The following is a 21979-nucleotide window of genomic DNA, read 5'->3' as shown; positions in this document are numbered from 1 at the left end:
CTCTCCAAATCTTTTTATATCTTGATAGGTGTCTTGTCACCTATCTTTACACAAAAGAGAAACTATGGCAAGATGAAATTATTATGTAACTGGAGGGAAAGAACTTTGCATTATTTTGATTATGCGGCAACAACGCCATTACATCCGAGTGCGGCACATGTATACGGTGAACTTTCACAATTATGCTATGGCAATACGAGTAGCTTACATGAAGTAGGAACTGAAGCACAGAATATGCTGTCATTCTGTCGTGAGGAACTTGCAAAGATGCTTGGCGTTGATTCTGCAGGTGTATATTTCACTGCTGGGGGTACAGAAAGTAATTTACTTTCTATCATTTCACTTGCGAAAGCGAATCGGCATAAAGGGAATCATATCATTACGACTATGGGCGAACACCCATCTATTGATTCTGCTTTGGAGTATTTAAAAGAAGATGGATTCATCGTAACCACAATCCCCTTTACTAAGGAAGGTATTGTTAACCTAGAATTGTTCGAAAATGCATTAACTAGCGAAACAGTTCTAGCAAGTATCCAACATGTTAATCCTGAGATTGGTACGATACAGCCGCTAAATAAAATCGCTGAAATTTTAAAAGAACGCGCCATTCTACTACATAGTGATTGTGTTCAGTCGTTCGGGAAGATAGATTTAAAATCGATTGGGTCTATTGTCGATGGCTTAACAATTTCAAGTCATAAAGTGTATGGCCCTAAAGGTGTTGGCGCTACATATATTCACCCTCGTCATCGACTTGTTCCTGTTTTCCCTGGACTCTTACATGAATCAGGATTTAGAGGTGGTACCGTTAATGTCCCTGGCATCGCGGCATTTACCACTGCTGCTGACCATTTACTCAAAATAGAACATCAAGATAAATCATTCCGAGATGCATTTCTAAACAAAATTCAAAAGCATCATGAACTATTTACTATCTATCAATCATGTAATAGAGATTTACAATTTCAAAACATTATTGGGCTTGGGGTAAGAAATGTTGAAGGCCAACTAATCATGCTCGAATTAAATCGTCTTGGTTTTGCCATTTCAACTGGTAGCGCGTGCCAAGTCGGTAAACAACATACATCAAAAGCTATGATGGCACTAAAAGTACCTTCACAACAAGCGAGAGAGTTCATCCGTATCTCTTTTGGACAAGATACAACTTTAGATAGTGTTAAAAAATTAGCTGATCGACTCATTGAAATTGCAATCAAAACACGGACACCAATTAAAGTAAACTAACTGCACTTGGAGGAATGAATATGAATGCAAACAAAAAAATGCTCGCAAGGAACGCCGTCAATTTATTGTTGACACATTGCGCTCATCCACCGAACCATTGACGGGAAGAGCACATGGAGGAATAACAAATGTGACTCGACAAGTGATTGTCAGTGATATTACATTACTCAAGGCAAAAAATGACCCATTATAGCGACAAGTCAAGGGTACATCTATTTGGATGTGAAGATGATAAGAACTGGAGAAGAAATAAGATTATAAAACAATGCTAATGACGCATTCGACAACCTTTTATAATAGAAAAAATGATATAAATAATGCCGCAAAGCATATTTATATCATTTATAGTTTGTATGAAGTCACTATTACTCGTGATTTTACTTTTCATAATGTTATTTGGAAGTGTGCGGAGAGCTCAAAACCAAATGTAGAGGATGAAGGTTTCTTGGAATATTACATTAATCACTATACTCCCCCTACCCCCTTAACTTTGGAAAAACAACGATCACTACTGTACCAGTTGAATTGGACTGTACGGTAATCTCCCCATCCATTGCTTCTACAAGTTGCTTTGTAATCGCAAGTCCAAGTCCTGTACCCGAAGCCTCTGAAGTCGTATTTGTTCCTCGATAATAACGATTGAACAGATTATCTAGTTCTTCTTTAGGAATGCCCTGTCCTTCATCTCGAATTTGCAATTGCACCTTATTATTTAACTCAGTCATTTGCAAATAAATTGACGTTCCTTCAGATGTATGTTTTTCCGCGTTTCCTACAATATTATCGAGTATGCGCTTTAGCAAAATTGAATCAGCTAATATATGTATTTCACTATTCATCTGTTCAATCTTGACATTTTCAGAGGTGGTGTTTTTTACATACTCATTTAAAAATGCATTCAAGTACACTTTTCCCCTAGAAATAACAATCGCATTGTTTTTTAGTTGATACGTATATGTTAAATCTTCAATTAAAGCATCCATATACTCAGCTTTTTCCTGCATCGTTTCCGCAAATTTCAACACATCATTTTGTGACCATTCATAGTCCTTAGAAGATAACATTTTAGAATAGCCATAAATAGAGCTAAGTGGTGTTTTCAAATCATGAGAAAGACCTGTAATCCATTCTTCTCGTAACTTTTCACTCTGCTGTATTTTGCATTCATTATCCGCTAATTTAGTAGACAATTGAGTTAGTGATTGATCCACTTCATCAAAAATACGATATTTTCTCTTTAAGCGTCCGTTTCCTTTTCGTCTTAACTTATGATCGTTTACAAAGCCAAAATCTTGTCCTGCTAATTTTTCAATTCTCTTTAAAAAATGTAAAACAGGTCTTCCAAAACGATTGCCTATAAAAGCTGAAAAAATAACGATGAGGATTAATAGATACACATGGAAAACTGCAATCACTATTAATGCCTTTTTCAAACCATTCATAAAAATAGGTTCACTTGGATTATAATGAGGATTTTTCATACGGACGACTAGTAATGAGCCATCTTTTAATATTTCTGAAGCTACAAGCTCTTTCGTCTCTGTTAAATTCCCACTCCCCATCAAAATTTTAATTGGTTCAAGTTCTTTTGTTTCTTTACCAAATAGTATTTTCTGTCGTTGGCCATTTGCACTATATTGTTCTACTATCGCATCCGATTTACTGAGATGTTGATTTGTTGTACTAGATATATGTTGAATACCCTTGTCTGAGATAACCTCAAGTAAATTTTTGGCTGTATTATTCTGTATAAAAACAAGGTATTGATCATTTTTAATTCGCCAAATATGTCCTTGCTCATGCTTCTCTATTTCCACCAATTCCTTCATTGTGTAGGATACGGCTTGTTTTTCTGAGCTTGCAAGTAATTGTCCATTCTCATCAAGTAAATGGATAACTCCACCACTTTTTTCAGCTGAATTAATCAACTTCTGAGTTAGTTTGTAAGAACCATTCTTCTCTTCTATATCCATCTCAACGTCCATTTTATCCATTGTCATTAAGTTTACATAACTAGATGCTTTTTCATTTTCATACACTGCATAAAAAATAAGAGACATAACTGATAAGAGTAAAACAATATAAAATACCGCAAAGTAGCTAATAAATCTTAAAGTCATCTTGCTAGATAAACGCACTTCTTACTCCCCCTTAACTAATTTATAGCCAACTCCTCTTACTGTTGTTATAAGTGCAGGGCGACCTGGGTCAACTTCTATTTTTTCACGCAGTTTTCGAATATGGACCATAATGGTATTATCATCAACATAATAATCATCGCCCCAGACTTGTTCGTAAATTTGTTCCTTTGACAGAACTTGTCCAGGATGCTCGCAAAATAATTGTAATAAATGAAATAGCTTGCCAGATAAAATTGTTTTCTCCCCGTCTATTATTAACTCTGCAGCTGAAATATTTAGTTGAAAACGTCCATAGTCAAATGTTTCTTCAGGAATTGTTACATTTCTTAATGCATTGTACCGCTTGCTATGTACTTTCACACGAGCTGCTAATTCTAACGGATTAAATGGTTTTGTAATATAATCATCTGCACCAGACATAAACCCCCGTAGTATATCTGCATCTGAAACTTTTGCCGTTAAAAAGAAAATCGGGGCATTATTAGTAGGACGTATTCTCTCTGCAAGTTCAAGCCCAGTCCCATCTGGCAACATAATATCTAAAATGAAAAAGTCGTATTTAACTTTTTCAATTTGTTTAGTGGCCTCATTCACACTTCCACAAATATCCACATGTGAAAAACCTTCTTTACGTAATATAATATCTACCATGTCTGCAATTGCTTGTTCATCATCTACGACCAATATTTTAGCATTCATTTTCAATGCACTCTCCAATTTAAGGTAATTTTAAGATTTATTTCAGTTCAGCATAAGAATCTCTATTTATACTAACAAATAGAGAGTATTTAAGGAGGAATTTTTTTTTGGAACGACAGCGTGTTCGATTAGTAGATAGTTTAAGAGGATTTAGTTTATTTGGTATTTTACTGGCCAATTTGCTTATTTTTCAATATGGCATGTTTGGAAAGGACCATATTTCATTTTATAATTTATCCGATTTCAATTTCGGCTCTTATAAATTTATCCAAGTGTTTGTAGAAGGTACATTTATGCCCATCTTTACTTTTTTATTTGGCTATTCACTTATTAAATTAGTCGAATCCATAAGAGAAAAGGGAAGAAAGTCTCGTTGGTTTTTAATAAGACGTTTTTTAATGCTTTTAATTTTAGGTTTACTACATAGTACTTATATTTGGGAAGGTGATATCCTCGCTTTTTACGGTGGTATTGGATTCTTTTTGTTTTTCTTTATCAATCGTAAACCCAAAACACTTATTATTTGGGGCATTGTATTGCTGTTATTAATCACTGCAACAGGCTTCGGAAAATATGAAGAAACTGAAAAAGAAAAAACTATAACTGCAAGCTATGTTGAAAAGACTACATCCATATATAAAAACGGGACTTATTTAGAAATTAAAGATCACCGTAATAACGGGATAGATCCTATGACTGCTATGTTTGATGAAGATCCATTTTATTCATTTTTCATCATACTTATACTTCCATTTATTATAGCTCCATTATTTTTGTTTGGTATGGCTGCTGCAAAATTAAACATATTTACAAAACCTAAGGAAGAACAAAATTCATACTTTAAATACATGATTATTTTCATTCCACTCGGCCTATTTTTAAAAATCGTAGGGCATTTAGCGGAGAAAAGTGATTGGGCGAACATTGGTATAATGAGCGGTGGGCCATTTCTGGCATTAGGATATATGGCTGCTTTTGCTTATCTATTTTCTAACCATGCACAAGCTATACCCTTCCGAGCATTTGAGAGCGTTGGAAAGCTATCCCTTACAAACTATATAATGCAATCTGTTATTTGTACGACTATTTTCTACGGCTATGGACTTGGTCTATTCGGTAACTTCGGTACATTCAATAGTATTTTACTTGGTGTCGTTATCTTTGCCGTTCAATGCTTTATCAGTACAATGTATTTGAAAAAATTCAAGCGTGGTCCATTAGAGTTATTGCTACGCATCGTGACAAATTTCTCTTGGAATGGTCGTATAAAACAAAATAAAAGGATGTAAGTTAAATGAAAAGAGCTATACTGGCATGTATTTGTACAATTTTTGCACTCTTTTTAATCTATAATATTACACAGCAATTACCTATTCTATTTCAATCAACAACAGAAAAAAAAGAATACCTCTTTTTACTGTTACGTATTATAGCCATATTATCACTAGCAGACACAGTGATTAAATTAGCAAGTCCAGAACGAGAATCAGAATAATAAGTCGGAGGTAAAAGATGTTTAAAGTCCATCGTTATATAGCCTATTTGATATTTCATAAAACCAAAACATTATTTTAACGCATGCTGATACTTTGTTTTACAATAATAGGGGCATCTCTAAATTAGAGATGTCCCTTCCTTTGTGAGTAAGTTCATGATGTCATCTTTTAAATAAAACCAGTTATTTAATGCGTTTAATCTTAGCACTACCTTCTAAATAATTTGGATAGGCCTGTAGTTTTAAGGTAATTGGATTTTGTAATGTATCTTCCGGAATCCTAAAGATGGAATCAAAAAAATTGCGTCCCCCATCAATGAAATGATTATCTGAACTAAAGCAATAGATATTTTCTTTTAGTTAACATCCACTCCAGATGAAAAGAAAGTATATGATGAAGATCTATCAGATTTAAGCTTACTTTAAAGCTCTTCTTCTTTATATTTTCAATATGAAGTGGATACTGTTTAGATTAAGAAAATACTTCTTTTTTGTCAAAATCGATGACGACTTCTCTTTCTTTGGCAACACTTTAACATCTCTTATGCGCAGATATAACTCTTTAGGTTTGCGAAAAACAGAACCCCCTTAATTCCAAATTTTGTATTATAATGGATATATCCTTTTAGAAAAGGGAGGGGTTTTTTGTTCAAGGTAAATCTAACTAGGAAAAAACTCAGTTTTTTTTCTATTTTCATGGTCTTATTCTGTTTAATAGCTGGAATTCTAGCTTACTCTTTTAATATTTATCCTGGGGGTTATTCAATAAAGGAGAATTCAGAAGAAGTAACTGTAATAAAAAAGAATTTTTCCGAAAAAGATAAACATACTTTTGAGATTTCAGAAGAAAACGAACTAATAATCTTCTTAATAAAAAATGATGTCAAACAATTACTTACTATGTGGTTAGTAATCATTTTTAGTGTATCTTCATTGTTAATTAATTTAGTAAATCTACTGCATAGAAAAGAAAAAATCGTATTTTATATAACTTCCATAATCCTAATAATCCTATTACCATTAGTTATTAATGTTTATATCGGTAAGTTGGATCATATAGAACAATTATTAGAAATTTAAAAAAATAATTAAAGAGACTTGACTTCAGTCAAGTCTCTTTCAACTACCTTTTAGACATATTAGTAATAAGGTTCGGTCTATGTATAACTACTGGCCTTGAATTAACCTCTTAGTGTTCCTACACTCCTATAAAATTCAATAAAGAAATAGACACTAAAGCCAATTAGTATTACCCCTGCAAGAACAGAAGCCCATTGAATATATCTAGTGTTTAATACCTTCCTAGTACCAGCAATTATTGTCATTAAGCCAATATCATGTATCAAAATCCCAATTAATATGCCAGATCCTATTACTAGAAAGTTAATCGTATTTGATGCATCAAAAGAATTAATCAAAATCGGTCCAAAAATACTAACCCAAAATACTAAGTTCCCTGGTGAAACCGCTACAAGTAAGCCATTAAAATATGATGATTTTAGTGATTTTGTCGATTTTTCACCTGATAGTGAAATACCATGACCTGCGTTTTTTATACTATCATAGCCGACATAAAGTAAGAATAATGCACCGAGCAACCACAAGAAGGTTTGAATTATAGGAACAGCTAGTACTGAAGCTAAACCAAAATACAATAATAAAATAAGTACTAAATCTACTGTCATTCCACCTAGTCCAACAACCCAACCATGCATAAAACCGTTTTTAAGCCCCTGCTTCGTCATCTCTATTGTAATTGTTCCAACAGGGAGTGCAATGGAAAGCCCTAGTAAAATATTTGTTAAAAATAGTGTAACCAACTAATAACCCCCTTCATATTGCATTTATATATTTATATATATTAATATAAATTGAATTATTATGCAATATAATGAATATTAAAAGAGGGATAAGTTAAACATGCTACACTCCAAGTGAAGTTGCAAAAATAGTGGTTGTCCAGAATTCTACAAAAAATATTAAATAGCTTCTTTTTTACAACCCTAGTCTTTCATCATCCTTTTCGAATAACGAACTAACGTCATCTCGCTATTGATTTCTACTTCTACTCCAGTTTTACAATAACCTAATTTTTCATAAAAATAGCAATTCCGCTTCTCTTGTTTTATCGTATCAAGTTCCCATTGAAGTGTTTTATTGTATTTTTGTTCTACTTGTTTAAAAACTTCTTGAGCGATTCCTTTGCCTTGAAAAATCGGATGAATATATACCGGACTTATTCTTGTTCGGTTATTTTCTTTTGGAACAATCCTAATCCCTCCAGCTATATTTTGTCCAAAGTAAATTACATAGTAATCTGAATACGTTTCAGCTATTCTATTTGCTAACTTTTCAATTGGTTCATTCGCCGGGTTGGTTTTAAGGTCATTGTATTTTATTAATAGAGGCATAAAAGCGGCTACTTGGATTTTATGTAATGCTATAAGGTCTTTGTTTGTCGCTTCTCTTAAAGTAATTTGCTTAGACATTTATTACACCCCTTATTTTGGAAATAATGTTATACGTATTGTCCCATACTTACTTGAAAATTAAAATTAATTATTAGTTTTTTTATAAATTGCCTGATTTCTTAACTATTGTGTAAAGATTAATGTTCATCAATTAAAGAACTTAGAACGAAATAAAAAAAGACCTTGAAAAGCTCCTAATTATGATCCTTTTATTTAACGATGATAATTTTTATATCGAGCAGATTACCTATTCCGATGATGAAGATAAGTAAGAGCGATAGGCTTAAAGTGAGTAACATAGCTGTAAAGTCTTCGTCACTTTCCCCTACTCCTTTTTCAAATACATTATATTAAGTTGCAAAAATTGTTACTGTTGGTGAAATTATATGCAGATTAGCTATACTATATTTATAGCAACATATTAAGTATGTTGTATATAGTTATTCATATAAGTGCATTGTCTTAAAGTAAATTGAGTAAGTACAGGACCAGACTAAATAGCTAAAGATTTATAAATGCTGTGGATTGGTTACTAAACGGTCGAGGTGATTTATGAAAACAAATATTTCTCAGTTGCAACCTGATAAACTATCAGACTCTCAACTCACAGATCTTCTGTTCAAAAATCTAGAAGATGATAATGAGGTAGGAGATGTGATTTTTGTTCCGGGTAGTAGTAAAGCTGTAATATACCGCTTACCAAAGGCCATACAACTATATAACGAAGGTAGAGCAAAGAAAATATTATTTTCTGGTGGAGTAATTTGGGAAGGCACAAACTTTACTGAGGCACAATTATTAAAACAAAGGGCGATTGAATTGGGAATCCCCGAAGAGGATATTTTAACAGAAGACCTATCACTTCATACGAAAGAAAACGTCCTTGCTTCCTTACTCATACTAGATCGTGCATTTGAACTACATAACATTAAGAGAATTATAGTTGTTACTACTAGATATCACATGCGAAGAACGCTTTTAAATCTCAAAACCTTTATGCCTAATTGGATCCACTATTCAATATGTGCTGTAGATGACAATACTACTAAGGCTACTAACTGGTTTGAAAATCCTTATGGTAGAAAAAGAGTAGAAATGGAAGCAAATAAAATTATTAAATACGTTACTCAAGGGAGTATTATGGATGAATTAATTGATCTATCCGAATGTTGATTATGATTTTGGATAGTAAGTTTATGTAATGACTGTTATATAAGGCAGTCATTTTTGATTGATTTTTTGGAGAAATATCAAAAAAAAGTGCAGCTTATCACCATCACCATTTATTTATGTTATCATTTATTATAAATATTCCCATTATTAGCAAACACCCCTCTGCTAATTTGGATTCGATTATCAAATTCATCCATGAAATTCTAAAACAAGTTAAGGAGTGACGCCAATGTAGACAACAATCTTCTCTTGAACAATTAAATAAGAGGGGTTGTTTGTGTTGAAAAATAAATCATTTCGTGCATTGCTGGCAGGAGAGTCTTTAGCCAATGCAGGAGATACATTTTACATTGTGGCTCTCATTACAACTGTTTTTAGTGTGACAGATTCTTTGTTTTATGTTTCTTTAGTTCCTGTCATTAATTTATCTGGCGGATTCTTGGGTGGATTGGTTGCACCGCTTTTAATTGACCGACATAAATTAAGATCAATTTTATTAAATTCTCAATTATTGAAGACCTGTCTATTACTTTTGTTATCACTGTATGTATCACTATTCCTATCAATTGATACGTTTGTGATCATTTATCTACTTATTTTTTGTACTAATTTTTTGGATGGCTTCGCCTATCCCACTAGTAGTGCGATTATTCCAGAGCTTATTGAAGAGACTTACTTGTTAAAAGCAAATAGTCTCATGTCATCTGTTTATCAGTTCATTAATATGGCTGGATGGGCAGTTGGTGGCATTTTGGCAGTGCTTTTGCATTCGAGTGGATTGTTAATTTTAACGTTTATCTTGTATGTATTGTCCACATTCTTATTATCATTTATTAAAGTCGAAGATAAGAAAGATGCTACAACATCAACTAATAAAGAAAGTAATCTGCATTCCTTTTTAGAGGGATGGAAATTAATATTGGTAGATAATAAGTTGCGTATTCTTCAAATCACTCTGTTTTTAGGTTCAATTGCAGGTCCTGTCTGGGTATCTTCAATCATTTACCCCTTTATAGAGTTACGACTGCATGAAGGTACTGAATGGTGGGGCTATATTAATGCAGCTTTCTTTTTAGGTTTATTTTTTGGTGGTTTGATCGGGTATAAGAAGTCTGTTTTAATTGACCGAAACATCCATATTGTCATATTGATATGTAGCTTTGTTGGCTTTTTAATGACTCTTTTGTTTGGGATCAATAGTTCCCCATTACTCGCTCTTTTAGTGAGTTGTATCTATGGTTTATTTTACGAATTAAGTATGATCGCCATTAATACACTCATTCAAGGTAGGGTCAAAGAAAAACTTCTAGCAAAAGTATATGCTGCACAAAGTTCTATAACTATGGCTACTTTTGCTGTCTCCACTCTGATCATGGGTGTCATAGGAGAACGTTATAATATCGTTGCTGTATATATGGTTTCTTCAATTGTTTTATTGTTGTCATTTTTGATTCTTTTGATTAAGAAAAAACACTTAGTAGTTGATACGAATCAAAGCGTCGATATTGAATAATCTAATAGTAAATATATAGCATTACTTAATAAGAATTAAAAAAACGTCCATTCTTGTTCAAAATATGAACTGAGTGGACGTTTCTTTTTTAAGCATTCTATTTTCTATTCTTTTACTCCACGAAAAGTTAATAAATATTATTTAGTTTCGTACCTATCCATTCAAAAACCCGCTTATAAGAATCAACCTTATTCAAGTGTAAAAATTTATTATTACGATGAAGAATTTTCAACGGACGTCCGAGAACTATCGAATTATAAGTTAAAATAGATGAAGAATGCTACAATTACGATTAAAATGATTGTTTCAAGAAAATTATAATCCTGGTCTTTTTTATTACGGATTTGTTCTCGATAAAGCCGTTGAATTTGTTTTTTATTCGCAAACTTCATCAATATTCCCCCAACCAATCATAATGTGTATTCATGTATAACTGTTATAATAATCCACGGACTTATTATCTATTTATTACTTATAATACCATTTCATTAATTTTTATCTATAATTTTTTGAATTACTTATATTATTGTATGCTGGGATATGCTTTCTTCTAAAGGTATAGGCCCAAGTACATTTTTTCACTAATTTCTTTCAAGCAGTTTTTCAATATTACATAACGTTTCATTAGCAAGATGGTTAATCAATCAATAGTAAAAACGGCCATAATTAGCAATCTTATTATGAAAATTATTTAGATGTTGGTGGTGAAAACAATTTCCCCTAGTGTTTTATTAGATTTATAAAATTCCACTTAACCTACACCCTTTACCTTTCAACAATTCTATAATCAATTTCTAAAAATGGAATACCAAAAATCTTCATCTTATGAAGTGCTGTTAGATGGCCTGTATGCGTTTCTGTAATTGTAAAATGTTCGGATAATGGCAGCTTGAATAGAAATTTTCCTGCTCCTAAATAAATTCCTTCATCCCCACTACCTTCACTCTTTAATATTAGTCGCCCGTCTATTTCCTCAAGTTGTAAAATACCGATCATGGAGGAATGCGGTAAAGGCAATGCAATATTCATATATGTTCTACCTGCTGTATTATGCTGCGAATAGATGGCCACAAAGGCGGTTTGCTCCCCCACTTTACGAATCCAAGCACGTGGTTTAACTCTACCATCCACTCCCGTATCAATTTTTTTTATTTCCCCCGTCATTTCAGTTTCTTTACTTGAAATCGGTAAGTTTAATTGTTGCATTTGTTTGCTAATTAACTTATAACACATAGCAAACGGTTTAAACCAAGTCGCCCATTTAATAGAAGCAATTAGTTGATATCGATCCGTTTGCTCATAAAACTCTATAATTGTTTTTGTTAATGCTTTTGTATCAACGAAAGCACTCAAGTCATCCACAAGGCCTGGATGTGAGTCACCGGTTACTATCAATTTCCCACGAACTTGGCTTATTGGAAATTCCCATGAAAGCTGTTTTGTTTTTGGTGGAGACATCGCCCATCCAACTACACCGAGTAGCCCGAAGATAATACAGTTAAAAAAGCCGTGAAAAGCAAGCATAAAGTCAATACGAATTATCCATTCACCAAATGCATTTCCTAATGCATAAAGGAATGAAAATATAATCGTCACAGCTAGAGCACTAAAAGAAAGACGGATACATACAGCTTGTATACGCGTTGCAAAATGGGTTTGAAATGCCAGTAAAACAAGACTATAAATAGCGAATATATACATTAAAACCGAGATCACTTCGAGTATTGGCCAAAATGTAATACCTATTGCAACAAGCATAGGTCCTGACAAAATCATCGGGGCAATCCATCTATACAACTTTGAATCATGCAATCTGCCAAAAAGGCCAAGAGAAATACACAATAAAAACGCGGAATAATGAAAATGAATGCCCGTCAACCAAGTTATCAGTGGACTAAACCCTGTATTTACTCCTGCTATATAGGAAAAGAACCAAAGTCCCCCGACAAATAAATACATCATGCCAATATCTATTGAAATTTCTGCCCAGTTTACAAAGCCTCGTCGCAAGAATCGCTTCGCTCCAAGTAATGCCACAAATAAAGTAAATGCGACGTAAATTAATGCAAGTATGATTGACCAGGTGCTAGATGAAATAATATGTAAAATAAATATAGAAACCATTCCTGTGAAAATAATAAAGCGATGTAACCTTTTTATTTTTATGATTAGTTGAAGTATTACAGGCACAAATATTAACTGTGCTGCTGTTAACATTAGAAAAAAAGGCTGTTGCTTTGTGAACAGACTGCTTGCGATAAAAAGAATGAAACCTATCATCGTTATTGAACTAAAAAGTGTGTTCCTTGAATTCACCTGCGTAAGCCATCACCTTTCCTATAATTGGGTTATGAATAAATACATGAATCGAAAATAATTCACGTACTTCATCATAACCTTCTTCCACTATGACACGACCTTCTAATACTCGTGGAATTGGCACTTCTAACTTCCCTATAACTACGCGCTGAAAACCTGACCGAATAAGTAATCGACCTTCATTTGTCACATTAAATTTTAAATCTGAATATAAAAGACTTGGATCTCCTAAATAATCCTTTACAACTTTGCGCCTAGTATCAATAGACATAAATGCATTAAAACATCTTGTCCTCTCTTCAAAATAGAAGGTACGTTCCCAATATACTTCTACTTCACCATTCGGGGATAATTTACATGTATTTTTAATCGTAAATGGCACGTCTTGACCGTTTTCAGGGAACAAAAATTTCCAGTTACTAGCAAACTTTAAGAATGGAGTTAACCATCTAGCGCCCGTTTCTATTTTTGACATCTTACCGATCGCGAAAAATGGTACATCTATTGGTAGTGCATAACGTGCTTGTAGTTTAGGATGGAGTTTGTGGAATTCTTCCCCCAAAAGGTTTTGATAAATTGTCATCCTACCCCCTCCCTCTTTTACGAATACAGCTTGACGCAGTTGGCAAATCTTTTGACATATAGAAACCTATAATAGATAGAACCCATAGGCTCATATTAAATGTAACCGGATTGAATGGATGTGTTGCGATTGCAGGATCTGCAAGTAAAGCACTAATTGTTAACATAGGGAACACTATAATTTGAAATGCAAATAATCGCATTTTGTTACGATATAGTAGCCAGACAAGTGCAAATAAAATCTCAAGTATTCCGATTATGCTTACCGCTTTTATAGCAGCTGTTCCATCTATTGCCGTTAAACTCGATAACATAGCCACCTCCTCAGGATGCTTAGCAACCAGTTTCGGTATAAACCCTTGATACAGCCAAACGAAAATAAACAAAAGAGTTATAACAGAGCTTCCAAAAAAACGTAAATATTGTGTTCTAGGGACTTCTCCCTTTTCAACCCAACGCTTCAGAACATCAAAACTAAGGGCTGTTGCCCAGCCCATAACCGGACGGAAAAATAGATCTAGTAGCCGTCCTAGCATTCCATAACGTACTTTATAGTCATATTGCGTTAAAAATGTCAGTCCCTTTTCTGTCTGTACATATTGCCAATAGCCTCTACCTTCACTAATTGGTGTGATTTTCTGGTCAGTCCCAAAATGAAGCGAGGAGGTTCTAGTGCCATCATTCTTGTTATGTATACCATTACTTTTACCCCAACCCACTACCTTTAAGCCGAACCCGATTTTCGTTTCATATAGAAAAGACTGCGGATCTTTTTCTTTTACTTTCGGTAAATATGTAATGGTAGAAAAGCGTAAATCCCATTGTTCATGGAGTTCAGGTTTTTGTGTAAACTCCCAGACTTCATCTATATTTGCTTGAATAGGTATTTCTACATAAATTGGTTTATTCATCATTCTACAACACCTCTACTTTAATACTTTGGCTGCGTTGCCCAAGCTGCTCTAAACATCGCCCAAAAGCATATGCAACACAATCCTAATATAACTGCCCAATCATACTTCAGAACTATCTTAAACACCAAAATCATATATAGTAATGCTACAGAAAAACTAGCCCACAAAATGCCTTTTTGAATTCCCCTTGCTTGAAGACCAAAAAATACCATAGTAATAATTATAGGTAAATAAAAACCCATAACTTACCTCAATTTTTGGTGATTAGGTTAATGTTAACAAAAAAGGCATGTAATAAATAGGTATAAAAAATAGCCTATACTTTTAAAAAGTATAGGCTATTGAAATCAACTCAATCTGTTTTCAATTTAGAATATAAATTAAGGTCGATAAATTTTCCATTAGATTTTTCTGATTGTCTTAGTGTTCCTTCGAATACAAAGTTTAACTTTTGCAAAACCTTTATGGAATTTATATTTTCAGGTTCTACTTTTGCTTCGATTCTATTTAACTCTAAAGACCTAAATGCATAATCTAACAAAGCACTGATTGCTTCAGTGGCATATCCCTTACCCCAAAATGATTTAGCGAGGTCATAACCGATTTCCACTTTGGCATTTTCAAAATCTATGGAGTTAAAACCACATGAACCGATAATTTCGTTAGATTCCAACTCAATGATCGCGTAACGCACAGCTTTGTCTTCTTGAGCCAATTCATCTAATAGTTCTATCATATCTTTTGCTTGGTTTTCATCAGTAAAACTGCTGATATTCATGAATTTAGCAACGTCTGGGTCAGACCAAATCCTAAATAATCTAGGAGAATCCGATACCCTCATTTTTCTTAATAATAATCTTTTTGTGTGTAGTTCTGTAATCAATACTTTTCCCTCCATTATGTTTTTGTAATTGGGTTAAAGTTATTGATATCTGCGCATAGTTCAGTCCCTTCAGTGTAAAATCTGGTTTTATTATACAAAAATTAGTTAGTTAACACAAATAGAAAATTGTAAATTCTATTGTTCATGGAAATCAAGACATTCAATCAAACCACTGACTTCTCAATTGAAGTTAGTTCAGAGTAAATGGTAAATAACAATATCGGCTTACTGTAATACAATTGGCTGGGCAAAATCAAATTGGCACCATACTAAAATAGTTAGCTGAATACTTTAAACTTCACTCAAATTCATTAGGCGATTCCATGGTATTAAAACCCACTTTTTTACAATATTATTTACAAAAGGAAATATATACCTTATTATTTTGTAAAAGGAGGGCTTTCAATGACGATTCTTTCTATTAACAATCTTTCCATGAGCTATAAAAAACATAAAGTACTAGATAACATAAATCTTACTATTAACTCACCCGGTATATGGGCTTTAGTGGGTCCGAATGGAACAGGAAAAACTACTTTTTTAAATACAGTTACGAATCTAATTCCCGCCACTTCAGGAAAAGTAACATTGGTAGGGAAGCCAAATACTGATACTTCTGTCTTTAAAGAAGTCGCTTTCTTGCAAGATAATACGGTTCTCTTTGATTATTTGAATGGCTATGATCATCTCAAATACATATGTGAGGTACAAAAAATTAATAAAAATCGTATTCAAGAAGTAGCTAAATATGTAGGAATGGAAAAGTATCTAAAGAAAACGGTCGGAAACTATTCATTAGGTATGAAACAGCATCTGCTTTTGGCAATGACCATCATAAATAAACCAAAGTTGTTGTTACTTGATGAACCATTAAATGGCTTAGACCCTACTAGCGCTATTTTAATGCGTAAAATTTTGCTTGAACTAGCTGATCAAGGTACAACGATCATCCTATCTTCTCACAACTTATCCGAGATTGATCGTGTGACAAAGCAAATATTGTTCTTAAAAGATGGACAAATAATAGAAGAAGATATGAACCAACACGAAACGACATACTATCATTTTATTGTTTCTGATTTAGTAAGGGCAGTTAAACTACTAACTGCAGAGAATTATCAAATTGGACAAACTGAACACGGATTTAAAGTAGTGCTTGGAAGCCATTTACTACAACATTTATTTGACTTATTAAAAAAGGAAAAAATCGATATTTTAGACGTTCAAAAAGAGATAGTCAGTTCGGAAACACCCTGTACTTATTTATGAAGGTTCAGAACCGAATCCGTTTAATAGCGAGTATAATACATTAGATCCTTTAAAAGATCAGTTTCATTTTATTAACTTAAGTAGTTATTTATTGCAAGCGTTATTACTGTCTATTGTCTTGGTCATTTTTTTGTATTCGATTTATTATGTTCTATCACTATTTGTAAGGAATCCAATTGTAACGGCAATCCTTGTTGGTATCATTACTTTTTTGGGGATGAAGTATCCAGCAGCTTATAACCCTTTCACATATGTTGATATTCATAAAGTATTGAATGGAGAAACGGCAACGTTGGCCTTTAATCCAGCAATTGATTTGCAAAATGGCATATTTGTATTACTTGGGGTTGGATGTTTGATGATTCTCTTAGGGTATATACGGTTTAGTAAACTCTCTAACTAGAAGTCCATAAAAAGACAAATTGTATTAATCATAATATAACAGAGATCATAAAGTATGATTATTTTTATCCCAACAATAAGAGCCTTGCTACTCTTTTCATGTAGCAAGGCTCTTATTTGTTATTTAGTTTTGGATTATTAAAACTATAACTTATCAAAAATGAGATGTTAACATCTTTTAACCTAAAGCTGAATATATGATACAGCTCTCTATTATAGATTTCCTCTTAATAAACGCTCTCTATGTACATTACTTAATTTTATATATTTAAACGTATCATTCTGTAACTCTTCATAGATTGTATTAAAAGTAGAGAATGCTAAATTATATTGTTCTTTGGTAATCCAACCTTTATCTAAAGCCTCTTCAATTTCTTCTAAATCTTTTTTTATTATTTCCCCTGTAGGTAAGACAATTAAATCTAAAAATAGGTCCTCCATATAAGGTACACCATTCTCGATACCATTATGAGTTGTAATATCTATATACCATTGAATAATTTCATTCGATTCGTTGAACATTGTAGTAATTGCAAAGTGTTCTTTCTCAGGAAGCTGTTGAAGCCAAGAATAACCATTGTCGACAATACATATTTTCTTGTTACAATGGTACGTCCATAACTGTTCTTTTACTTTGTTTAAAGTTAATAAAGAAATATACCCTGAAAAACTTGTATCAGAAATATATAATTGTTTGAATTCACGCTCTAAGATTCTAGTCCAATCTTCTCTAGTAACAAATCGTTTTTTTAACAAAGTGAGCTCACTCTTTTCTCCTTATTATTAAATAATCGAACTCAGTTATATCAGCTAAATCCTTTACATTTGCATACCGAATAAAAGCCACTACAGCCACCCCTTATACTTCAATTACTCCTAAGATAGATTCCTTGAAAGGCATAATATATCCTCTATACTCTTCATTTAAAGAATCTGGTATTTGGTTGATATTAAAATATTTTAAATCGCCAGTTTCTTCTTGGTCTTTTTTCATTTTACCTGTAATATTTCTCGTTATATAAACTGCGGTTACTGAATATACTTCATCACTATTTACTACTTTACTATCATAACTTTCACCAGAAAATACACCTAACAATTGTAAATCATCAATAATAAAACCTGTCTCCTCTAACACTGCTCTTTTCGCTGTTTCTTCTAAACTTTCACCCTGCTCCATTAAACCACCGGGCAATTCCCAGACACCGTCCGATCTGTGTTGCAATAATAGCTCATTCATTTCATTCACTATAAGTACAACAGACCCTGGTAAGATTAATGGATGATTTCCAACTAGTTTTCTTATTTCACTTACATAGCTCATACAATCCACTTCCTCTCATTTAATATAGCTTCGATAATTAAAGTTTACTTTTTCTTTGTTGGAAAGAACACGTAAGAGATGCTAATCAGCCCGTCTATTACTAAGACAACCGACCATAATTTCCAAACTTGATAAAGTGCTATTGTCTGCTCGTCTTTCCCTAGTATTAGCAGCATACCCCATAAAATTAAAGACCCTATAACATAGGCAATAATATGCTGTACAAACCCTTTCGCTTCACGCTTTCCCTTTTCTTTCCCATATAATTTTTTAGGTCGTTCGCCAGTTTTTAATATATACCTTTTAAATTGTTGATCTGCCCACTCGATCATTTGCTTTCCATAGGCAATAGATACACCTATATAAATAGCTGATAGTCCGTGAAAAGTATTTGCGGTTGCTCCATTTTTTAAATCTAACGCCGTCAGTACTATCAGTACGAGATCGATTAAGGGTGTTGCAGCTAATACCCAAATGCTTATACGCTTTAATTTCAAAATGTAGCGTAATACTAATCCAGCTACAATTAATAGCCAAAAAGCAATTTCTGCTCCAATAATAAAATAAATAATCATTTCCTTACCCACTTCCTTACAATAAATAAATGCATTAAATCAATTCTTTTCCAATTGCTTAAGCAAATCGAAAACTTCCTCTAGTTTATCAATAATATACTTGGATTTATATGACTCTATCAGATAATCTCGCTTCCAAATGCCTATCATCCCAACATTAATTGCAGCCTCCACATCATTTGTTGGGTTATCACCAATAAAAAGCGCCTCTTTCGGAGAAACCTGTAATTTAGCTAATGCGTATTCAAAAATGTTCTTATCTGGCTTTTTCATCCCCACTTCTTCAGACACAACAATGACATCAAAAAGATTCTCGATTCCGAGACCCCTGATATTCGCTCGTTGAAAGCCATCTTTACCATTCGTGATCATACCTAGCATATACCCCTGTCTCTTTATTTCAATTAATACTTCTTTATATTTTGGAAATCCAATTACAAAATATTGAAATCGTTCCGTATAATCGTTTAATAATTCTTCAACAGAGATATCCAACTTATATTCTTCAATTAACTGAGCATATACTTTATCTTTCCAAACATATCCTCTAGCATCTAGCTCTACAATTCTCTTAATCAATTGACTCTTTTCTATATGACCCCACACTGAGTGAAACCTTTCATATTGGTCGTTCAAAAACGCAAGCAACGATGATTCTCGATTTAGTATCGACTCATCTAGATCAAAAAGTATAGCTTTCATATATACCTCCTAGAAGATATAGTTGATAAAAAAGTTACCCTATACTCACCTTTCTACTTACCACGTTTAAATAAATCGATAGCATGTGAAAATGCATAAGCAGACACTAAAAAGCTACAGAAGATTCCAGACCAAAAGACCGGACTACTTAACTCAGGTAATAGTTTTTCTCCAAGCGGTCCAGTTCTAGGCTGATAGATATACCAAAATTGCTATACTATTGTCAGGAATACTGTTATTGAAACAACCATTAAGAAGTACTTTTTCAAACAATCACCTACCTGTAACATTACTAATTGTACTTATTGTAAATCGCCTTTGTATATACTACATCCATCGTACTTTTCACCATATTAGCATGACTAATACTTTCGAATTTTGCTTCACTTGTCATATATATAGTCCCTTGCTTTAAGGCGTACTGTGCTCTTGCTTTAATGAGCGCTTTTTGAATTCCTTGTCCACGATATTCTGGCAATGTTGTTGCAGCTGCTAATGTAGCGATATCATCCTGTATATATAGCACTGCAATTCCAACCATTTTGTCATCTTTGACGGCTTTAAAGAATTGCCAGCCTTCAATCTCATACAAACTCTCATTATTTTGTTTAACACCATCCGCGATGAATTCAGGTAATCCATAACCTTTAACATAGACTTCTGCAAAATCATCAAAGTCCTCTTTCTGTAAGAACTGAATTTCGCAATTTATTTGACATGAACTATTTGCTATTTCCTTAACATCTCCAATGAAAGATGCATGAAAACCCGTTTGAATAAATTCATGTTTACGTAACTCATGAAACAACTCTTTACTCGCATTTTGCGGTGCTACCTCAATTTGAAAGTCCATATTTTGTTGTTTATACCAATCTACTATTTCATTTAAGTAAATATAATCTTCCTCATTTAAATTTCTTACAGTATTAAATGCTGTTCCAGATATACGTGGTACTTGAAAAGCAATAGTCGAGCCAAACTGTTTCATTTGAGAACCCAATTCATTATTATTTTTGGACTTAAACGTATTTAATCGAGAAATTAACGTATTATTTTCACTTTGCATAACAATGTCTGAAATTTTCCTCATAATTTTCACCCTTTTCATTTATATATATAATTCTTTCACATGATTTAATTTACTAAAATATGAATATTATGTATATTTATTATAACAGAATAAGCTATTAACTATTAAGATTGGACGGTGAAAATATGATCGTTTCAGAAAAAATCAGTCGTAATTTTACTATATTTGCTGAAAAGGAATGTGCTGGGTCTAGTCGTTTATATGAATGTTTATCTTATGAAATTGCTAAAGATGACGCTATATTAGAATTGTCTAGTCATATCCCACAAGATCAACCGAAGCCAAATTTACTTTTTGCTAGTGTACAATATTTACTAAATAATTCAAATTCGGTAGAGTTACGCACTTATTATCCAAGCTTTGTATCGAACGCAAAAAATCCAGAAGAGGCTTTTCCACATTTCAAAGCTTTTTGCCTAGAACACTGGGATTCATTAATATCGTTGTTTCAAACAAAACTGGTACAAACCAATGAAGTCAGACGATGTGCTTACCTTTATCCCATTTTTACCGAAATTTTTGCTAAGCACAACAAACCGTTAACACTGATTGAAATAGGTACAAGTGCAGGCCTTCAACTTGGATTAGACCAATATGCTTATCAATATAATGAAGGTAACCTTATCGGAAAAATCGAATCTAGCGTACTTATAGAATCTACTAATAAGGGGAAAGCATTACCAGAGTCCATTAAAACACCTCCAATTATTAGTAAAAGAGTTGGCATCGATTTACACACAAATAACGTGAAAAATGCAGACGATGTGGCCTGGTTAAATGCTCTAATTTGGCCGGAACATACAGATCGCCGTAAATTATTTAATGCAGCGACAAATGTTATTCAAAATTTAGAAATTGAACTAATAGACGGTAATGCCGTGGAATTATTAGAAGACATTGTAAAGCAAGTAAATAAAGATTCTATTATATGCGTGTTCCACACCCATGTTGCAAATCAAATACCTTTAGTTCAAAAAGAGCAATTGGTGAAAAATTTGCAGACAATTAGTACTGAAAGAGAGATTTATCATATCTACAACAATCTATTTGATGCAGATTTGCACCGTGATTATTTTTATAAAGAAATCTGTGATGAACATATATTTGAACGTCCTGATGGACATGCACGTTGGTTTGTATGGGGCTAAATACAAAAAAGAGGAACTGTGTGATTAGACA

General features: G+C 33.1%; 24 protein-coding genes. 10 read left to right on the top strand and 14 right to left on the bottom strand.

Going from position 1 to position 21979, the window contains the following annotated elements; all coding sequences use genetic code 11:
* The first annotated feature begins 105 nt into the window (after nt 1–105).
* Both MKY02_RS08110 and MKY02_RS08105 read left to right on the top strand, forming a co-directional pair.
* Nucleotides 106–1248 carry an IscS subfamily cysteine desulfurase gene (locus MKY02_RS08110; protein ID WP_340710945.1) on the top strand — a complete coding sequence of 381 codons (1143 nt, stop codon included), beginning with the start codon at nt 106–108 and terminating at the stop codon, nt 1246–1248.
* A 76-nt stretch (nt 1249–1324) separates the two neighbouring features.
* Nucleotides 1325–1441 carry a hypothetical protein gene (locus tag MKY02_RS08105; protein WP_340710943.1) on the top strand — a complete coding sequence of 39 codons (117 nt, stop codon included), beginning with the start codon at nt 1325–1327 and terminating at the stop codon, nt 1439–1441.
* 283 nt (nt 1442–1724) lie between these two features.
* Here the strand turns inward: MKY02_RS08105 and MKY02_RS08100 are convergent, their stop codons facing one another.
* Nucleotides 1725–3386, bottom strand: a complete 1662-nt coding sequence (locus MKY02_RS08100; RefSeq protein ID WP_038185565.1) for an ATP-binding response regulator — start codon at nt 3384–3386, stop codon at nt 1725–1727.
* A 3-nt stretch (nt 3387–3389) separates the two neighbouring features.
* A complete protein-coding gene (locus MKY02_RS08095) occupies nt 3390–4088 on the bottom strand; it encodes a response regulator transcription factor (protein ID WP_038185576.1) in 699 nt (232 codons plus the stop codon).
* 107 nt (nt 4089–4195) lie between these two features.
* Between MKY02_RS08095 and MKY02_RS08090 the strand changes: the two genes are divergently transcribed.
* From MKY02_RS08090 to MKY02_RS08080, 3 genes are all read left to right on the top strand, one after another.
* Nucleotides 4196–5377: a DUF418 domain-containing protein gene (locus MKY02_RS08090; RefSeq protein ID WP_038185578.1), complete on the top strand. Its 1182-nt coding sequence runs from the start codon at nt 4196–4198 to the stop codon at nt 5375–5377.
* Nucleotides 5378–5382: 5 nt separating this feature from the next.
* Complete coding sequence (locus MKY02_RS08085; RefSeq protein ID WP_038185580.1) at nt 5383–5583, top strand: hypothetical protein; 201 nt, start codon at nt 5383–5385, stop codon at nt 5581–5583.
* 645 nt (nt 5584–6228) lie between these two features.
* A complete protein-coding gene (locus MKY02_RS08080; protein ID WP_038185583.1) occupies nt 6229–6663 on the top strand; it encodes a hypothetical protein in 435 nt (144 codons plus the stop codon).
* Between the two features lie 101 nt (nt 6664–6764).
* On the opposite strand, the gene MKY02_RS08075 is transcribed toward MKY02_RS08080, so the two are convergent.
* Nucleotides 6765–7403 (bottom strand): LysE family transporter, encoded by a 639-nt coding sequence (locus MKY02_RS08075; RefSeq protein ID WP_038185586.1) that lies wholly within the window; start codon nt 7401–7403, stop codon nt 6765–6767.
* A gap of 183 nt (nt 7404–7586) precedes the next feature.
* Nucleotides 7587–8072, bottom strand: coding sequence for a GNAT family N-acetyltransferase (locus MKY02_RS08070; RefSeq protein ID WP_038185587.1), 486 nt, complete (start codon nt 8070–8072; stop codon nt 7587–7589).
* Between the two features lie 534 nt (nt 8073–8606).
* Between MKY02_RS08070 and MKY02_RS08065 the strand changes: the two genes are divergently transcribed.
* The gene (locus MKY02_RS08065; RefSeq protein WP_038185590.1) at nt 8607–9227 is read left to right on the top strand and encodes a YdcF family protein; all 621 of its coding nucleotides are present in this window, start codon (nt 8607–8609) and stop codon (nt 9225–9227) included.
* Nucleotides 9228–9507: 280 nt separating this feature from the next.
* On the top strand, nt 9508–10740 hold the full coding sequence (locus MKY02_RS08060; protein ID WP_162148714.1) for an MFS transporter: 1233 nt from the start codon (nt 9508–9510) through the stop codon (nt 10738–10740).
* 254 nt (nt 10741–10994) lie between these two features.
* Here MKY02_RS08060 and MKY02_RS08055 read toward each other — a convergent pair whose 3' ends face one another.
* The 5 genes from MKY02_RS08055 to MKY02_RS08035 form a co-directional block, all read right to left on the bottom strand.
* Nucleotides 10995–11132, bottom strand: a complete 138-nt coding sequence (locus MKY02_RS08055) for a hypothetical protein (protein ID WP_164491932.1) — start codon at nt 11130–11132, stop codon at nt 10995–10997.
* Nucleotides 11133–11505: 373 nt separating this feature from the next.
* Nucleotides 11506–13056: a YndJ family protein gene (locus tag MKY02_RS08050; RefSeq protein ID WP_246832124.1), complete on the bottom strand. Its 1551-nt coding sequence runs from the start codon at nt 13054–13056 to the stop codon at nt 11506–11508.
* Complete coding sequence (locus MKY02_RS08045; RefSeq protein WP_038185596.1) at nt 13031–13642, bottom strand: DUF4166 domain-containing protein; 612 nt, start codon at nt 13640–13642, stop codon at nt 13031–13033. The genes MKY02_RS08050 and MKY02_RS08045 overlap by 26 nt, the downstream gene beginning before the upstream one ends.
* Nucleotide 13643: 1 nt before the next feature.
* On the bottom strand, nt 13644–14555 hold the full coding sequence (locus tag MKY02_RS08040) for a DoxX-like family protein (RefSeq protein WP_340710941.1): 912 nt from the start codon (nt 14553–14555) through the stop codon (nt 13644–13646).
* Between the two features lie 352 nt (nt 14556–14907).
* A complete protein-coding gene (locus MKY02_RS08035) occupies nt 14908–15438 on the bottom strand; it encodes a GNAT family N-acetyltransferase (RefSeq protein WP_340710940.1) in 531 nt (176 codons plus the stop codon).
* A 405-nt stretch (nt 15439–15843) separates the two neighbouring features.
* On the opposite strand from MKY02_RS08035, the gene MKY02_RS08030 reads away from it, so the two are divergent.
* Both MKY02_RS08030 and MKY02_RS08025 read left to right on the top strand, forming a co-directional pair.
* Nucleotides 15844–16707: an ABC transporter ATP-binding protein gene (locus tag MKY02_RS08030; protein ID WP_076065885.1), complete on the top strand. Its 864-nt coding sequence runs from the start codon at nt 15844–15846 to the stop codon at nt 16705–16707.
* Between the two features lie 91 nt (nt 16708–16798).
* On the top strand, nt 16799–17110 hold the full coding sequence (locus MKY02_RS08025; RefSeq protein ID WP_076065884.1) for a hypothetical protein: 312 nt from the start codon (nt 16799–16801) through the stop codon (nt 17108–17110).
* A gap of 212 nt (nt 17111–17322) precedes the next feature.
* On the opposite strand, the gene MKY02_RS08020 is transcribed toward MKY02_RS08025, so the two are convergent.
* From MKY02_RS08020 to MKY02_RS08000, 5 genes are all read right to left on the bottom strand, one after another.
* Nucleotides 17323–17865, bottom strand: coding sequence for a DUF402 domain-containing protein (locus MKY02_RS08020; RefSeq protein ID WP_340710939.1), 543 nt, complete (start codon nt 17863–17865; stop codon nt 17323–17325).
* 103 nt (nt 17866–17968) lie between these two features.
* Nucleotides 17969–18433 carry an NUDIX hydrolase gene (locus tag MKY02_RS08015; RefSeq protein ID WP_340710938.1) on the bottom strand — a complete coding sequence of 155 codons (465 nt, stop codon included), beginning with the start codon at nt 18431–18433 and terminating at the stop codon, nt 17969–17971.
* A 44-nt stretch (nt 18434–18477) separates the two neighbouring features.
* A complete protein-coding gene (locus MKY02_RS08010; protein WP_038185614.1) occupies nt 18478–19008 on the bottom strand; it encodes a membrane protein in 531 nt (176 codons plus the stop codon).
* Nucleotides 19009–19047: 39 nt separating this feature from the next.
* Nucleotides 19048–19710, bottom strand: coding sequence for an HAD family hydrolase (locus MKY02_RS08005; RefSeq protein ID WP_340710937.1), 663 nt, complete (start codon nt 19708–19710; stop codon nt 19048–19050).
* A 292-nt stretch (nt 19711–20002) separates the two neighbouring features.
* Complete coding sequence (locus tag MKY02_RS08000; protein WP_076034624.1) at nt 20003–20800, bottom strand: GNAT family N-acetyltransferase; 798 nt, start codon at nt 20798–20800, stop codon at nt 20003–20005.
* Between the two features lie 125 nt (nt 20801–20925).
* Here MKY02_RS08000 and MKY02_RS07995 point away from each other — a divergent pair, with 125 nt between their 5' ends.
* A complete protein-coding gene (locus tag MKY02_RS07995; RefSeq protein WP_038185621.1) occupies nt 20926–21948 on the top strand; it encodes a DUF2332 domain-containing protein in 1023 nt (340 codons plus the stop codon).
* The last annotated feature ends 31 nt before the right edge of the window (nt 21949–21979 follow it).

The organism is Viridibacillus sp. FSL R5-0888, from assembly GCF_038009105.1.
Taxonomy (GTDB): domain Bacteria; phylum Bacillota; class Bacilli; order Bacillales_A; family Planococcaceae; genus Viridibacillus; species Viridibacillus arenosi.
The sequence above is the reverse complement of the archived record's forward strand: the minus strand, read 5'-3'. Positions and strand labels throughout refer to the sequence as shown.

Bases quoted from the DNA above. Each gene is read 5' to 3' on its own strand.
- MKY02_RS08095 (WP_038185576.1), bottom strand. From the start codon at position 4,088: ATGAATGCTAAAATATTGGTCGTAGATGATGAACAAGCAATTGCAGAC.
- MKY02_RS08085 (WP_038185580.1), top strand. From the start codon at position 5,383: ATGAAAAGAGCTATACTGGCATGTATTTGTACAATTTTTGCACTCTTT.
- MKY02_RS08070 (WP_038185587.1), bottom strand. From the start codon at position 8,072: ATGTCTAAGCAAATTACTTTAAGAGAAGCGACAAACAAAGACCTTATA.
- MKY02_RS08065 (WP_038185590.1), top strand. From the start codon at position 8,607: ATGAAAACAAATATTTCTCAGTTGCAACCTGATAAACTATCAGACTCT.
- MKY02_RS08055 (WP_164491932.1), bottom strand. From the start codon at position 11,132: ATGAAGTTTGCGAATAAAAAACAAATTCAACGGCTTTATCGAGAACAA.
- MKY02_RS08045 (WP_038185596.1), bottom strand. From the start codon at position 13,642: ATGACAATTTATCAAAACCTTTTGGGGGAAGAATTCCACAAACTCCAT.
- MKY02_RS08040 (WP_340710941.1), bottom strand. From the start codon at position 14,555: ATGATGAATAAACCAATTTATGTAGAAATACCTATTCAAGCAAATATA.
- MKY02_RS08030 (WP_076065885.1), top strand. From the start codon at position 15,844: ATGACGATTCTTTCTATTAACAATCTTTCCATGAGCTATAAAAAACAT.
- MKY02_RS08015 (WP_340710938.1), bottom strand. From the start codon at position 18,433: ATGAGCTATGTAAGTGAAATAAGAAAACTAGTTGGAAATCATCCATTA.
- MKY02_RS08010 (WP_038185614.1), bottom strand. From the start codon at position 19,008: ATGATTATTTATTTTATTATTGGAGCAGAAATTGCTTTTTGGCTATTA.
- MKY02_RS08005 (WP_340710937.1), bottom strand. From the start codon at position 19,710: ATGAAAGCTATACTTTTTGATCTAGATGAGTCGATACTAAATCGAGAA.
- MKY02_RS08000 (WP_076034624.1), bottom strand. From the start codon at position 20,800: ATGAGGAAAATTTCAGACATTGTTATGCAAAGTGAAAATAATACGTTA.
- MKY02_RS07995 (WP_038185621.1), top strand. From the start codon at position 20,926: ATGATCGTTTCAGAAAAAATCAGTCGTAATTTTACTATATTTGCTGAA.